Source organism: Oleiagrimonas sp. (assembly GCF_027858935.1).
Lineage (GTDB): Bacteria > Pseudomonadota > Gammaproteobacteria > Xanthomonadales > Rhodanobacteraceae > Oleiagrimonas.
Genome location: NZ_JAQIBU010000191.1, coordinates 1 through 13,113, shown reverse-complemented (window position 1 = coordinate 13,113; position 13,113 = coordinate 1). Strand labels below are relative to the sequence as shown.

Annotated in this window: 15 protein-coding genes; 13 read left to right on the top strand and 2 right to left on the bottom strand. The window is 61.8% G+C overall.

The window, feature by feature from the left end:
* Positions 1-305 precede the first annotated feature (305 nt).
* Positions 306-485: a hypothetical protein gene (locus PF446_RS07140; protein ID WP_298070613.1), complete on the bottom strand. Its 180-nt coding sequence runs from the start codon at positions 483-485 to the stop codon at positions 306-308.
* Positions 486-1,025: 540 nt separating this feature from the next.
* Here PF446_RS07140 and gmk point away from each other — a divergent pair.
* From gmk to PF446_RS07105, 7 genes are read left to right on the top strand one after another with little or no spacing between them, the layout of a single operon-like run.
* Positions 1,026-1,664 (top strand): guanylate kinase, encoded by a 639-nt coding sequence (gene gmk / locus PF446_RS07135; RefSeq protein ID WP_298070611.1) that lies wholly within the window; start codon positions 1,026-1,028, stop codon positions 1,662-1,664.
* A complete protein-coding gene (locus PF446_RS07130; protein WP_298070609.1) occupies positions 1,661-1,813 on the top strand; it encodes a hypothetical protein in 153 nt (50 codons plus the stop codon). The genes gmk and PF446_RS07130 overlap by 4 nt, the downstream gene beginning before the upstream one ends.
* Entirely contained in the window at positions 1,810-2,652 is an 843-nt protein-coding gene (locus tag PF446_RS07125) for an ABC transporter ATP-binding protein (RefSeq protein WP_343224662.1), read from the top strand. The genes PF446_RS07130 and PF446_RS07125 overlap by 4 nt, the downstream gene beginning before the upstream one ends.
* Positions 2,649-3,422 carry a lipid asymmetry maintenance ABC transporter permease subunit MlaE gene (mlaE, locus tag PF446_RS07120; RefSeq protein WP_298070608.1) on the top strand — a complete coding sequence of 258 codons (774 nt, stop codon included), beginning with the start codon at positions 2,649-2,651 and terminating at the stop codon, positions 3,420-3,422. The genes PF446_RS07125 and mlaE overlap by 4 nt, the downstream gene beginning before the upstream one ends.
* 55 nt (positions 3,423-3,477) lie before the next feature.
* A complete protein-coding gene (mlaD, locus tag PF446_RS07115; RefSeq protein ID WP_298070607.1) occupies positions 3,478-3,954 on the top strand; it encodes an outer membrane lipid asymmetry maintenance protein MlaD in 477 nt (158 codons plus the stop codon).
* A 47-nt stretch (positions 3,955-4,001) separates the two neighbouring features.
* The gene (locus PF446_RS07110; protein ID WP_298070606.1) at positions 4,002-4,682 is read left to right on the top strand and encodes an ABC transporter substrate-binding protein; all 681 of its coding nucleotides are present in this window, start codon (positions 4,002-4,004) and stop codon (positions 4,680-4,682) included.
* Between the two features lie 4 nt (positions 4,683-4,686).
* On the top strand, positions 4,687-5,019 hold the full coding sequence (locus tag PF446_RS07105) for an STAS domain-containing protein (RefSeq protein WP_298070605.1): 333 nt from the start codon (positions 4,687-4,689) through the stop codon (positions 5,017-5,019).
* Between the two features lie 101 nt (positions 5,020-5,120).
* On the opposite strand, the gene PF446_RS07100 is transcribed toward PF446_RS07105, so the two are convergent.
* Positions 5,121-6,002, bottom strand: coding sequence for a VacJ family lipoprotein (locus PF446_RS07100; RefSeq protein ID WP_298070603.1), 882 nt, complete (start codon positions 6,000-6,002; stop codon positions 5,121-5,123).
* A 168-nt stretch (positions 6,003-6,170) separates the two neighbouring features.
* Here PF446_RS07100 and rpoZ point away from each other — a divergent pair, with 168 nt between their 5' ends.
* The 6 genes from rpoZ to PF446_RS07070 all read left to right on the top strand — a co-directional run bounded on the left by rpoZ (position 6,171) and on the right by PF446_RS07070 (position 12,704).
* The gene (rpoZ, locus tag PF446_RS07095; RefSeq protein WP_298070602.1) at positions 6,171-6,464 is read left to right on the top strand and encodes a DNA-directed RNA polymerase subunit omega; all 294 of its coding nucleotides are present in this window, start codon (positions 6,171-6,173) and stop codon (positions 6,462-6,464) included.
* 199 nt (positions 6,465-6,663) lie between these two features.
* Positions 6,664-8,739, top strand: a complete 2,076-nt coding sequence (locus PF446_RS07090; RefSeq protein ID WP_298070615.1) for a bifunctional (p)ppGpp synthetase/guanosine-3',5'-bis(diphosphate) 3'-pyrophosphohydrolase — start codon at positions 6,664-6,666, stop codon at positions 8,737-8,739.
* Between the two features lie 85 nt (positions 8,740-8,824).
* Positions 8,825-9,208, top strand: coding sequence for a RidA family protein (locus tag PF446_RS07085; RefSeq protein ID WP_298070600.1), 384 nt, complete (start codon positions 8,825-8,827; stop codon positions 9,206-9,208).
* A gap of 97 nt (positions 9,209-9,305) precedes the next feature.
* Positions 9,306-11,390 (top strand): ATP-dependent DNA helicase RecG, encoded by a 2,085-nt coding sequence (gene recG, locus PF446_RS07080; RefSeq protein WP_298070598.1) that lies wholly within the window; start codon positions 9,306-9,308, stop codon positions 11,388-11,390.
* A 38-nt stretch (positions 11,391-11,428) separates the two neighbouring features.
* Complete coding sequence (locus PF446_RS07075) at positions 11,429-12,364, top strand: nucleoside hydrolase (protein WP_298070596.1); 936 nt, start codon at positions 11,429-11,431, stop codon at positions 12,362-12,364.
* Positions 12,365-12,449: 85 nt separating this feature from the next.
* Positions 12,450-12,704 carry a type B 50S ribosomal protein L31 gene (locus PF446_RS07070; protein WP_298070594.1) on the top strand — a complete coding sequence of 85 codons (255 nt, stop codon included), beginning with the start codon at positions 12,450-12,452 and terminating at the stop codon, positions 12,702-12,704.
* The last annotated feature ends 409 nt before the right edge of the window (positions 12,705-13,113 follow it).

Here is a 13,113-nt window from a genome sequence, read left to right as displayed (position 1 = left end):
AATGATTCAGACGTTATTCGCAGATGCGCCGTTTTGACGATCTGGAGAAGATGTTGGAGCAACATCGCTCCCGCGGCAAACTGGAAATGTGCGCTTTTGGCCCAGTTTGGGCGGAACTCCGCGACAATTATGCGCCGGAGGTGACCGGGTGCGAGCAACCGACTCTTCGTCGGCACCGCCGTTCAATGGCCGCTTTGCAACTATATGGTCGAGGCAGCGACCGGCCGGTGTTGGCCGATGTCTGCCCGTCGCGCCGCGTCGTGCTCGGTGCCCAACGATCCGAAGGCCTCGCGGGAGGGAAGGATTCATGCGCCCACGGAGGCGGATTCGAGAGCCCCAGCGCCGGCCGGTTTGAGAGCATTTCGGGTGGCCGGTTTCACATCGTTACGGGTGGCCGGTTTGAGAGTGGAATCGGTGGCGGGTTTGATCGGAATATGCACCGAATGAATGACAAACCCATAGCGCATGAAATGGGACATGTCCATGATGCCCTGCTCGCGTGCTGGGCGATGTAGACCGATCCCGACTCTTTGCGCAGGGTATTGCTCAATCTGCCCGTTATACTTCCCCGATGAATGGCATGCCTACCCGACGTTTTTGTTGTACCCATGGCTGTACCCAGAGGACAATTGTCGGCGACACATTCCTTATGTGGTGCGGTTCCTGCGCTTTACTATGCGAACAGGTGCAGAACATCGAATGAATGCGGATTGGTTGCGCCTGTCCTGCTCCGGTTTGTTCCGGAGGCCTGGCTTATCGTGCTGGCCCGGACGGCAAGCAGGGGTGCGCGTGATACAAGCCGGATCATCATCCATGCATGACGTGTACGGGACAGCCGTTCTTGCTGCCTTGATCGGTACTGGGCCTACGGACTCCGGACCTGCGCGGCAGTCGGTATACTGCGGCAATGGATTCCAGTTGCCCGTATCCCATGCCGTATGCCTCGCGTGTTGCCGTGGAAAACAGGCTGACATGGCAGCCATGGACGCTGGTTTTTGTTTCAGCAGGTGTGGGCAAGACGCCGAATGACAGTCGCTGAGAGAACCCTGTTCGTGGTTGCGGCGCCCTCCGGTGCGGGCAAGTCGAGCCTGGTCAACGCGCTGTTGCATGACGATGCGTCGATCTCGCTTTCGGTGTCGCATACCACGCGACCCCCGCGGCACGGCGAGGAATATGGTCGGCATTATTACTTCGTCGAGCGCGAGACGTTCGAACGCGAGATTGCCGACGGCGTGTTCCTCGAGTATGCCCAAGTGCACGGCAATCTTTATGGCACCTCCCGCGAGACCGTGGATGGCCTGCTTGGGCAAGGTCACGACGTGCTGCTGGAAATCGACTGGCAGGGCGCGCGCCAGATCCGCCAGGCCATGCCGGGCTGCGTGAGCGTGTTCATCCTGCCGCCTTCAAGCGAGGAACTGGAGCGCCGCCTTCGTGGCCGCGGTTCCGACAGCGAGGATGTCATCCAGCGCCGGTTGCGCAATTCGCGCGGCGAGATTGCGCACGCGCACGAGTTCGATTACATCATTGTCAACGACCGTTTCGAGGATGCGCTGGAGGACTTGCGCTCGATCGTGCGGGCCGTGCGCCAGGGCACGAACTTCCAGCATCCCCGTCATCAGGCGCTGATCGCCGAACTGCTTGACGGTCAGCGAGCGAATCCATGATGAATCTGCTGCAAATGGTGTCTGTTGAGCAGCGGCGGTTCAGGTTTGCAGCGGCACTCTTGCTGCTTGGAATTGCGGCGCGTGTCACCATCTGGAACACGGACACCGGTTGCGGTGTTCGTTACTGGCCATCACTGGATTGCACATGACCGAAGCCAATGACTCCTCCGGTTCCGAGGCGAACAACAACTCAATGGTGCGCGCGCGTGGCCTGAAAACAAGCTTCGGCAGCCGTGTCATCTTCGATGGCCTGGACATGGACATCCCGCGCGGCAAGATCACGGCCATCATGGGGCCCAGCGGCACCGGCAAGACCACCCTGCTCAAGCACATCACCGGTCAGCTGAAACCTGATTCGGGCGAGCTCCTGGTCGATGGCAAGAACGTGACCCAGCTCAATCGCGAGGGCCTGTACGATTTGCGCGAGGAGATCGGCTACCTGTTCCAGAACTCCGCGCTGCTGACCGACTATGACGTCTATGAAAATGTCGCTTTCCCGCTGCGCCAGCACACCCGCCTGCCCGAGGTACTGGTGCGCAACATTGTCCTGACCAAGCTTCAGGCCGTGGGCCTGCGCGGGGCGGCAAAACTGATGCCGGCCGAGCTGTCAGGAGGCATGGCACGACGCGTGGCTCTGGCGCGCGCGATCGTGTTCGACCCAATGTTGATCCTCTACGACGAGCCCTTCGTGGGCCTTGACCCGATCGCTTTGAACCAGGTGCTGCTCCTGATTCGTACGCTCAACCAGACCCTTGGCATTACCAGCGTGCTGGTGGCGCACGAACTGGCCGCGATCCAGCAGGTGGCCGATCATGTGATGCTGGTCGCCAACGGCAAGGTCGTGGCGGCGGGAGATCCGCGAAGCATTGCAGACGACGGCTCGCCCTGGACGCGACAGTTCTTTGGCGGCGAATCCGATGGCCCGGTTCCATTCCATTACCCGGCCGCCGATTATGCGGCTGAACTCGGCCTGGGAGAGGGCGCATGAGCGAGACCGCCAAACGCCGCAACATCCTACTTGATGGCCTGGAACAGATTGGCGATGCCGGCCTGTTCCTGCCCACGCTGATCGCGGCCATTCCGCGCAGCATGCGCTATTTCCGCGAGACCGTGCGTCAACTGTGGTTCGTTGGCGCGATGAGCCTGATCATCATCATGACCTGCGGTCTGTTCGTGGGCATGGTGCTCTCGTTGCAGCTGTACCATGTGCTGGAGATCTTCGGTGGTACCGCGTCCACCGGCACCGTGGTGGCCCTGGCGGTGTACCGCGAGCTGGGGCCGGTGATCACCGCGCTGCTGTTCGCCGGTCGCGCGGGCACCTCGATGACCGCCGAGATCGGCCTGATGCGTGCCACCGATCAGCTTTCAGCCATGGAGATGATGGCCGTGGATCCGATCGCCTTCGTGGTCACGCCGCGCTTCCTGGCCGGCGTCATTGCCATGCCCCTGTTGTGCTGCGTGTTTGCGGCAATGGCCATTTTTGGCGGTCATCTGGTCGGCGTGACCTGGCTGGGCATCGACAACGGCACCTTCTGGTCCAACATGACCAGCAACGTCGATGTCTGGAAGGATGTGGTCGATGGTGTCTTGTGGAAGGGTCTGGCCTTTGGCGCCGTGGTCACGCTGATCTCGGTACACCAGGGTTACACCACGCCGCCCACCAGCGAAGGCGTCGCCAATGCCACGACCCGCACCGTGGTGGCCTCTTCGATTGCCATCCTGGCGCTCGATTTCGTACTTACCGCGTTCATGATGTGATCGTCATGCGTATTCATCCATTGCACGAACCGCTTCACCCAACGAGGATCCTGTCGTGACCCAGAGACGTTCCCATGCAGTCGGCACCGGATTGTTCATTGTGCTGGGCTTCGCCGCGCTGGCCTATCTGGCGACGCAGACCACGTCGCTGGTCAACGTCAGCCAAGGCGCTTCCTACACCCTCAAGGCACGCTTCACCAATGTCGGCCAGCTCAAGAACCGTGCGCCGGTGAAACTGGCCGGGGTGCGGATCGGTTCGGTGCAGTCGATCCAGCTCGAGCCGGCCAAGCTTGATGCGCTGGTGACCATGTCCATCGACAAGCGTTACAACCAGATTCCCGAGGATTCCTCGGCATCGGTGTTAACCAGTGGTTTATTGGGCGACCAATATATTGGTATCCAGCCCGGCGGTTCGCCGAATTCGCTCAAGAATGGCGACGAGCTGATCCTGACGCAGTCGGCAGTTCAGCTGGAGGACCTGATCGGCAAGTTCATGGTCAACGGCTCGTCCGGCGACAGCAAGAAGAAGTGATCCCCCACCCACATACGTTCCGCCATCCTCGCATGGAGTACCCGAAAATGAAGCTACGTTCCATGGCACTGGCCCTTGCGCTCGTCGCACCGGCTGCAATGGTTGCCGTTCCCGCGATGGCTGCTCAGGATGCGTCCGCAACCGACACGACGCAACAGGCCGCAGCCACGCCCGAACAGGTCGTCAAGCAAGTCACGGCTAATCTGGCCAAGGCCATTGATGGGCATCGCGAGGAGCTGAAGAAGAACAAGAGCAAGCTGATCAAGATCATCGACGGCATCTTCCTGCCGCATTTCGACATCGACTACGCGTCGATCCTGGTGTTGGGGCGCCATGCCCGCCAAGCCACGCCTGAGCAACGCGAGCGTTTCGCCAAGGCGTTCTACAATTCGATCACGCAGCGCTATGCCGAGGGCCTGGTCAATTACAACAAGGGCAGTGTCAAGGTCCTGCCATTCAAGGGCCAGTTGAATGATCGCCGCACCATGGTGCGTACCCAGGTCATGCTAGACGATGGCAAGACCATTTCGGTCGACTACGCATTCCACAAGACCCAGGACGGGCACTGGGAAGCCTACGATGTAGTGATCGAGGGTATTTCCTACATCACCAACTATCGGGCACAGGTCGATGCCGAGATCCGCAAGCTTGGCATCGAAGGGTTGATCGATCGCCTCCAGAAGAACGGTGCGGAGGCTCTCAAGAAGATGCAAAAGGATGGGAGCTGAGCGGATGTCGACCGGACACAGCGCGTTTTCGCTTGAACACAGCGCGCCGGACACACTGGCCGTGTCCGGCGCGCTGGATTTCGATACTGCAGAAGCGGTGCTGTCGCAGGCGGGTGAGCGTCTGCAAGACAAGCGTATCCGTGTGCTGGATCTTGCCGGCGTGAATTCCGCTGACAGTGCCGGCCTGGCCTGTGTTCTAGCACTCATGGCCGAGTCCCGCGACCGCGACCAGCAACTTGAGCTGAGTGCGGTGCCGAAGGGGCTGGCCTTGCTTTCGCGGGTAAGTGGCACCGACGCACTGCTGGGTATTGCCAAGCCTGATCCAAGTGATACGTAGAACGAGACTTTTGCTGCACCGCACATGAAAAAACCGGCCTGCAGGCCGGTTTTTTCATGTCACCCGATGCTGCGACAGGCAGCTTTGCACGTCTTGAATGCTCAGGGATGGCCCGAACTGGAGGTACTGGCGGGTGTGCTGTTGTTCGGTTTGTCGGGGGTATCCGGGGACTGGTGGCTCTTCTTCTCGAAGGCGTGCTGTTGTTGCAGCAGGGCGTCGGGATCGAAGTTTTTTTCGTTGAGTCCCTGCATCTGGTCAATCACCTTGTTCGGTGGATTGCCGTAGTAGATCTTGTAGATACGCCGTTGGCGGTACGCATCACGCAGGAATGCATAGGGATCATAGGCTGATTTCAGGTAACCCTCCGCATCAATTGCGCCGGCCCGCAAGGAGATCAGGTACAGGATCGTGGGCAGATACTGCTGGCCATGGTTGAACGAACCCTGATTGCGTTCATAGATCGACATCGGGTCGAAGAAGTAACCATCCACCGGCAGACTCCAGAAGGCGCGAGCGGTGGTCGGGCCGATGAACGGCAACATCAGGAACGGCCCTTCCGGCACACCCCAGCGCGCCAGGGTCACGCCAAAGTCGGTATTTTGCTGCGGTAGCCCCATTCGGCTGGCCGGGTCGAAGAAGCCGCCCAGGCCAAGCGTCAGATTGACCAGGAAGCGTCCGGTTCCATCCAGTGCCTTTTGGGGTTGGGCCTGCAGCAGGTCGTTGGCGATCGTGACCGGCATGCGGATGTTGGTGAAGAAATCACTGATGGAGCGGCGCACCGGTGGATTGGTGATCTTGCGGTAGCCTACCGCAACCGGACGGATCACTGCCGTGTCTATGGCGCTGTTGAAGGCGTAGACCTTGCGATTGAACTTCTCGTACGGGTCATCAGTGCGCGGTTTGGCGATAGCGCATCCAGCCAGGAACACTACGGCTGTGAGCAACACGGCACGACGTAGATTCTGTCTCAGCGAGGGGAGCATGATCGAAAGGTCTTTCCTTAATGTGTACCGTGGAGTTTAATTATAATTGTCGGGACTGGCTAGCCTGCATGTTTGCCGTCCCCAAACAGCGCTTGCCATTGCCAGTCAGGTCGTGGCGAAGCTACACTTGACACCTTTCATAAGTCTTTTTATTGCAAGGAATTCCGCATGGCCCGAATTACCGTCGAGGACTGCCTGAAGGTGGTCGACAACCGTTTCGAGCTGGTATTGATGGCGACCCGTCGTGCCCGCCAGCTGGCCCATGGTGCCGAATCCATGGTCGAGCCCGAGCATGACAAACCATCCGTGCTGGCCCTTCGCGAGATCGCCGACGAGCGAATCGACGAGGCCACCATCGATGCAATCGATCGGGCTGAGCGTGATCGGGCCGAACGCGAGGCCCTGGAATGGGCCGCTGCCGAAGTCGACGACGAGAATCCTGTGAAGAACGCGGAGGAGTGATGCATCCTCATTGCCGCTCGCGTTGGCACGCTCGTGTCCGGTATGCCGGGCAGGCCACCGCATGCGGCACGCCGCCGGGGAGGCCGGCGACCTGACCGGTCGTCGCCCGTCCATGCGCGCGGCTGCACCTCCCGAACCGGCCGACCCTGACGTGATTCCCGCCGATGTCCTCGCGCTGGAGGATCGTCTGGGCAAATACATGTCGGTCGAAGACATCGCCCGAGTCCGGCGCGCCTATCTTCTGGGGGCGCACGCCCACTCCGGACAAAAGCGCAAAAGCGGCGAGCCCTACATTACCCATCCGGTCGCGGTAGCCACGCTCCTGTCTGACCTGCATCTGGACGCGGAAACAATCATTGCCGCGATTCTGCATGACACGCTCGAGGACACGCCGCTGGATCGCGAGCAGATCGTGGCCGAATTCGGCGAAGTGGTGGTCGAACTCGTCGATGGCGTCACCAAGCTCGACAGCGTGCGTTTCCGCAGTCGCCAGGAGGCGGCGGCGGAGAGCTTCCGCAAAATGCTACTGGCGATGGCGCGCGACCTGCGGGTGATCCTGATCAAGCTGGCCGATCGCCTGCACAACATGCGTACGCTCGGCGCCAAGGATGCATCGTCGCGCCGCCGCATCGCGAGCGAGACCCTTGAAATCTACGCACCGATCGCGCAACGCCTGGGCATGAACCGTATCAAGGGCGAGTTGCAGGACCTGGGTTTCCGCGCCCTGTATCCAGATCGTCACCGGGTGATCAGCGCGCGCATCCGCAGCGCGCTGGGCAACCGGCGCGAGGCCATGATCCGTATCGAGGCAGCGCTGGAGAAGCGGCTCTCAGAGGAAAGCATCCCCTCGCACGTGGTCAGCCGCATCAAGGCACCCTACAGCATCTACAACAAGATGCGCCGCGAGCACAAGTCCTTCGACGAGGTGATGGACGTGTATGGCTTCCGCGTGGTCACCGACAACGTGATGCAGTGCTACCAGGCGTTGGGCGCCATCCACATGCTGTACAAGCCGGTGGAAACCCGATTCAAGGATTTTATTGCGATACCCAAGGCCAACGGCTATCAGTCGCTGCACACGGTGCTCTTCGGGCCATTTGGCGCGCCCATAGAAATACAGATCCGTACCGAGGAAATGGATTCGGTAGCCGAACGCGGCGTGGCTGCACACTGGGTCTACAAGACCGAAAGCGGTCCTGCCAACAGTGCCCAGTCGCGTGCTCGCGAGTGGCTGGCCGGTCTGGTTGAGCGCCAGGCCGTGACCGATTCCTCGGCCGAGTTCATCGAAAACGTCAAGGTTGATCTGTTCCCGGACGAGGTCTATCTGTTCACGCCCAAGGGCGAGATCATGTCGCTGCCGCGCAATGCCACCGCAATCGATTTCGCGTACGCCGTGCATACCGATGTCGGCGACCATGCGGTGTCTGCGCGCGTCAACGACAAACTTGTACCGCTGCGTACCCGGCTCGAGTCGGGCCAGCGCGTGGAGATCATCACCGCGCCCTCGTCGATGCCGCGCCTGGACTGGCTGGATGTGGTGGTGACCGGCAAGGCGCGCACTGCGATCCGCCAGTACCTCAAGCATCTGCAGCATGAGGATGCGGTGCAGTTCGGCCATCGGATGCTCGATCGCGCCCTGGATGCATGTGGCAGCAGTCTGGACAGCATCCGGCCCAAGACGCTCGAGCGCTATCTGGCGGACAACAAGTTCAATCGCTTCGAAGAACTGCTGGCCGAGATCGCGTTGGGCAACCGCATGCCTGATCATGTCGCGCTGCAGCTGATCGGCACAGTTTCCGGGCAGAAGATGGCTGCGCTCGGCACCCCGCGGGAGAAAATCCGCATCACCGGAAACGAGCACGGCGTGCTCAGCTTCGGCAAATGCTGCCATCCGCTTCCCGGCGACGACATCATCGGCTATCTCTCGGCGGGCAAGGGGTTGGTGGTGCACCGCGCCGAATGCCCCAACATGGTGGAATTTCGCAAGTCGCCTGAACGCGTCATCGGCATTGCCTGGGACCGGGATGTGCAGGGTGACTTCAAGGTGCAACTGCGCATCGAGGTGGTCAACCGGACCGGCGTGCTGGCCACGGTCGCATCGGCGATTGCGGAGGCCGAGTCCAACATCGAGAACGTCCAGTACATCGAACGCGATCTGTCGGCGGCCACCTTGTTGTTTACCATCGAGGCCAAGGACCGCAAGCATCTGGCCGACGTGATGCGCAAGGTACGGCGTTCAGGCGTGGTCAATGGCGTCTACCGGTATCCGGTTTGAGGCAGTCGGCATTCGACAGGTGTATTGCGGCATCGCAATAGCTTGCTAAGCTCGCGGTTTACCGCATTGCCTTTCAGAGGTCGTCATGTCCCGTAGCATCATCGCCACCGACAAGGCTCCGTCCGCCATTGGCCCCTATTCCCAGGCCGTGCGCGCCGGGCAAACCGTCTACCTGTCCGGCCAGATTCCGCTGGATCCGGCGTCCGGTCAATTGGTTCACGGCGACATCGCGGTCCAGGCGCGGCGTGTGTTCGAGAACCTGCGTGCGGTATGCGAGGCCGCTGGAGGCCGTCTGTCCAGTGCCGTCCGCATCGGCATCTACATGACGGATCTGGCGCACTTTGCCAGCGTCAACAGCGTGATGAGCGAATATTTCGAGCAGCCGTATCCGGCACGCGCGACCATTCAGGTTGCCGCTTTGCCCAAGGGTGCGCAGATCGAGGTGGATGCGGTACTGGTGCTGGACTGAAGCAGTGGCGCGTTCGCGCATGTCGGTGTGGGCCGACACGACATGTGGGAAAGGCCTGCTGCACAAGCGGTCCAATCCGGGCTAGGCTCGCAAGATCATGCGCGCTGACGATACCCTCGCCGCAAAGCGACCGGTCACCGATCTTTCCGGGGTCGGCCCTGCGCTGGCGCGTGCGCTTCAGCGGCTGGGCGTCGGTTGCGTGCAGGATCTGTGGTTCCATCTGCCGTTGCGCTACGAGGACCGCACCCGGATCACCCCCATGGCCGAGCTGGTGATCGGTGAGCGCGCGCAGATCGAGGGTGTCATCGAAGCCGCCGAATGTGGATTCCGATATCGCCCGCAACTCAAGGTCGCACTGGGCGACGATTCCACGGGCACATTGCTGCTGCGCTTCTTCCATTTCCGCAAGGCCCAGGCCGACCAGCTGCAGCCCGGTGTGCGCTTGCGCTGCTACGGCGAGGTGCGCATGGGTGCGAGAGGCCCGGAGATGGTGCATCCGCAGTACCAGCGCGTGGGCGTGGACAAGGCCGTCGAGGATCACCTGACCCCGATCTACCCGACCACCGAAGGTCTGGGCCAGAAACGCCTGCGCGGCGTCATCGACAATGCGCTGGCGTGGTTGCCCGACGAGCGCGAACTGGAATTGATTCCGGATGCCATGCGCGAAGGCCTGGGGCTGGGCTCACTGCGCGAAGCCCTGCTGACCGTACACCGTCCGCCCGCCGATGCTGATCTCAGTGCGCTTGCGAACGGCCGCCATGCTGCGCAGCAGCGCCTGGCATTCGAGGAACTGCTCACCCAGCATCTGAGCCTCAAGCGGCTGCGCGCCCAGATCCGCAATTTCCGCGCGCCTGCGCTGGACGGGGACGATGGCTTGCGCGCTCGTTTCCTCTCGGCACTCCCATTCACCCTCACGGCTGCGCAGCAACGGGTAAATGCCGAGGTGGCGAAGGACCTTGCCCGTCCGCAACCGATGCTGCGGTTGGTCCAGGGCGACGTCGGAAGCGGCAAGACCGTGGTGGCGGCCGTGGCCGCCCTGGCCGCGGTCGAACAGGGATGGCAGGTCGCCTTGATGGCGCCGACTGAGTTGCTGGCCGAGCAGCATCTGGGCAATTTGCGCGGCTGGTTAGAACCGCTCGGGATCGAGGTGGTGTGGCTGGCCGGACGCGTTCAGGGCAAGGCGCGCAAGCAGGCGCTGTCGGCGGTTGCCGGAGGTGCGTCGCTGGTGGTCGGCACGCACGCGCTGATGCAGGAAGGTGTGGTGTTCGAACGCCTCGGTCTGGTGATCATCGACGAGCAGCACCGCTTCGGCGTGCATCAACGCCTGGCGCTTCGTGACAAGGGACGTGACGGCGCGCTGGTGCCGCATCAGATGGTGCTTACGGCCACCCCGATTCCGCGCACGCTGGCGATGAGTGCCTATGCCGATCTCGATGTGTCTTCCATCGACGAATTGCCGCCCGGACGCGCGCCGGTGCAGACGGTGGTGATTGCCGGTTCGCGTCGCGGAGAGGTGATCGAGCGCATGCGCGTGGCCTGTGGCGAGGGTCGTCAGGCGTACTGGGTCTGCACATTGATCGAGGAGTCCGAGCAGTTGCTGGCACAGGCCGCGGAGGTGGTGCATGCCGAGCTGGACTCGGCCCTCGCGGGGCTGAGCGTGGCGCTGGTGCACGGTCGCATGAAGGGTCGCGAAAAACAGGCCGTGATGGATGCCTTCAGGGCCGGGGAGGTGGCGGTGCTGGTGGCAACCACGGTCATCGAGGTCGGCGTGGATGTACCCAATGCCAGCCTGATGGTCATCGAGAACGCTGAGCGCCTGGGGCTTTCGCAATTGCACCAGTTGCGTGGTCGAGTCGGTCGCGGCAGCGTGGCTTCCAGTTGCGTACTGCTCTATCACGCACCCGTGTCGGCCATGGCACGCGAGCGGTTGCAGGTGATGCGCGAGACCAGCGACGGATTCCGCATTGCCGAGAAGGACCTGGAGTTGCGGGGGCCGGGTGAGGTACTGGGTACCCGTCAGACCGGGCGCATGGAGTTTCGCGTCGCGGATCTTGCCCGTGACGCGTACCTGCTGCCGGCGGTGCAGCGTGTCGGCGAGGCGATGCTGGAAAAGCACCCGCTCGAGGCCGAACGCCTTGTTGATCGATGGATCGGCGCCGCCGCCCGCTATGCCGATGCCTGAGCTATTCTCGGTGTTTTCCATTTGAAGCGGGGCAGGGCATGACCAGAGTATCGTTGATCATCGATACCGATCCCGGCGTGGATGATGCGTTGGCGCTGATGATGGCCCACCAGCACGCCAGGGTTCTTGGTCTGGGGATCGCTGCCGGCAACGTGGGTCTGGACCATACCGTGCGCAATGCACTCACGTTGATGGACTTGATCAAGGCGGATACCCCGGTATTCCCGGGATGCCCGGTGCCCCTTGTGCGACCGTCCGGCGAGAACGCCGCGCAAGTCCATGGAGCCGATGGCTTTGGGGATGTGGGGTTTGCCGATTCCGGGCGCAGGGCCGAAAACGAACATGCCGCCTGTGCGTTGCTGCGCATCAGTCGTGAGCAGCCCGGGGCCACTCTGGTGGCGCTGGGTCCTTTGACCAATCTGGCACTGGCGCTTCGACTGGACCCTTCCTTGCCCGAGCGCATCGGTCGCCTGGTGATCATGGGCGGCGCGGTACATGGCCGCGGCAATACGGCCATGGCACCGGCCGAATTCAACATCGGATTCGATCCGGAGGCCGCGCACGTGGTCTTTGAGTCCTTCGGCGTATTTGATCTGGTCGACTGGGAGGCGAGCGTACGCCATGCCTTTGAAGGGGTTCGGTTTGACGCCTGGCTGCACAGCGGCGACCTGCGCGCCGCGTTCTTTTCCAGAGTCTGCGCGATCTCGCGGGCCTGGAACGCGCGCCTTGGACGTACGGGCGTGGTGGCGGCCGACGCCTTGGCCATGGCCGTGGCGCTGGATCCGGGCATGATTATTGAGAGTGAAACCCGACACGTGGCGGTCGAGCTGGAAGGCGACCTGACGCGTGGCGCGACCGTGGTCGACTGGGAGGCGCGGCTCGGACGCCCGGTCAACGCTCGCATCGTGTTGAAGGTCGATACGCAGCGCTTTGCTGTCCTGGCGGCGGCGGCATTGGGCGCAAAGGCGGCATGAACGCGTTGCACTTCGCGCTTGCGGTAGGCGGGACGTGGTCGCTACAATGGCCGTCTTTTCCCCGCGCTTTAGCCCGGAGCGAGCCATGAAGCCCGATATCCATCCGAAGTATCAACCGGTGGTATTCCAGGACCTTTCGTCTGATTTCTCTTTCCTGACGAAGTCGACGATGTCCAGCAAGGAAACCGTCAAATGGGAGGATGGCAACGAGTATCCGCTGATCAAGGTGGAAATCTCCAGCCATTCGCACCCGTTCTATACCGGCAAGCAGAAGAACATCGACGCCGGCGGCCGTGTGGACAAGTTCCGCCGCCGTTACGGTGCTGGCGTCAAGAAGTAAGCGCCTGGACGGCACGTTCCGGACTCGATCCGGCGCTGTCATCGCAACCGATCCAGCAGCAGACCGTGGGCCGAAATGCCCGCGGTTTTTTGCGTGTCCAGCAAGCATTGCGTGTCCGGTAACCGCAGGTGGCCGGACAAGACGGGCGCGTACTGTGTCATAATGGGGAGATGACGGGCACGCCAACGTCCGTTGTGGCGCAGCGCAATCCAAGATTGCCGCGCCGGAAGAATCCATGTCCCCACCGGCACCGCGCTCGCGAGCTTGCCGGGATCGAATGCAAGGAGTTCGCCGTGTCTGACAAGACCGTCAAGCTGATCGACGAGAGCAACAATCTCAGCACTGAAATGCCCCTGATCGAGCCCACTCTCGGTCCTTCCTGCGTGGATATTTCCTCGCTATACAAGGA

Excerpts from the sequence above, each read along its gene's own strand:
- PF446_RS07140 (WP_298070613.1), bottom strand. The coding sequence starts at position 485 with ATGGACATGTCCCATTTCATGCGCTATGGGTTTGTCATTCATTCGGTG.
- gmk (WP_298070611.1), top strand. The coding sequence starts at position 1,026 with ATGACAGTCGCTGAGAGAACCCTGTTCGTGGTTGCGGCGCCCTCCGGT.
- PF446_RS07130 (WP_298070609.1), top strand. The coding sequence starts at position 1,661 with ATGATGAATCTGCTGCAAATGGTGTCTGTTGAGCAGCGGCGGTTCAGG.
- PF446_RS07125 (WP_343224662.1), top strand. The coding sequence starts at position 1,810 with ATGACCGAAGCCAATGACTCCTCCGGTTCCGAGGCGAACAACAACTCA.
- mlaE (WP_298070608.1), top strand. The coding sequence starts at position 2,649 with ATGAGCGAGACCGCCAAACGCCGCAACATCCTACTTGATGGCCTGGAA.
- PF446_RS07110 (WP_298070606.1), top strand. The coding sequence starts at position 4,002 with ATGAAGCTACGTTCCATGGCACTGGCCCTTGCGCTCGTCGCACCGGCT.
- PF446_RS07105 (WP_298070605.1), top strand. The coding sequence starts at position 4,687 with ATGTCGACCGGACACAGCGCGTTTTCGCTTGAACACAGCGCGCCGGAC.
- PF446_RS07100 (WP_298070603.1), bottom strand. The coding sequence starts at position 6,002 with ATGCTCCCCTCGCTGAGACAGAATCTACGTCGTGCCGTGTTGCTCACA.
- rpoZ (WP_298070602.1), top strand. The coding sequence starts at position 6,171 with ATGGCCCGAATTACCGTCGAGGACTGCCTGAAGGTGGTCGACAACCGT.
- PF446_RS07090 (WP_298070615.1), top strand. The coding sequence starts at position 6,664 with ATGTCGGTCGAAGACATCGCCCGAGTCCGGCGCGCCTATCTTCTGGGG.
- PF446_RS07085 (WP_298070600.1), top strand. The coding sequence starts at position 8,825 with ATGTCCCGTAGCATCATCGCCACCGACAAGGCTCCGTCCGCCATTGGC.
- recG (WP_298070598.1), top strand. The coding sequence starts at position 9,306 with ATGCGCGCTGACGATACCCTCGCCGCAAAGCGACCGGTCACCGATCTT.
- PF446_RS07075 (WP_298070596.1), top strand. The coding sequence starts at position 11,429 with ATGACCAGAGTATCGTTGATCATCGATACCGATCCCGGCGTGGATGAT.
- PF446_RS07070 (WP_298070594.1), top strand. The coding sequence starts at position 12,450 with ATGAAGCCCGATATCCATCCGAAGTATCAACCGGTGGTATTCCAGGAC.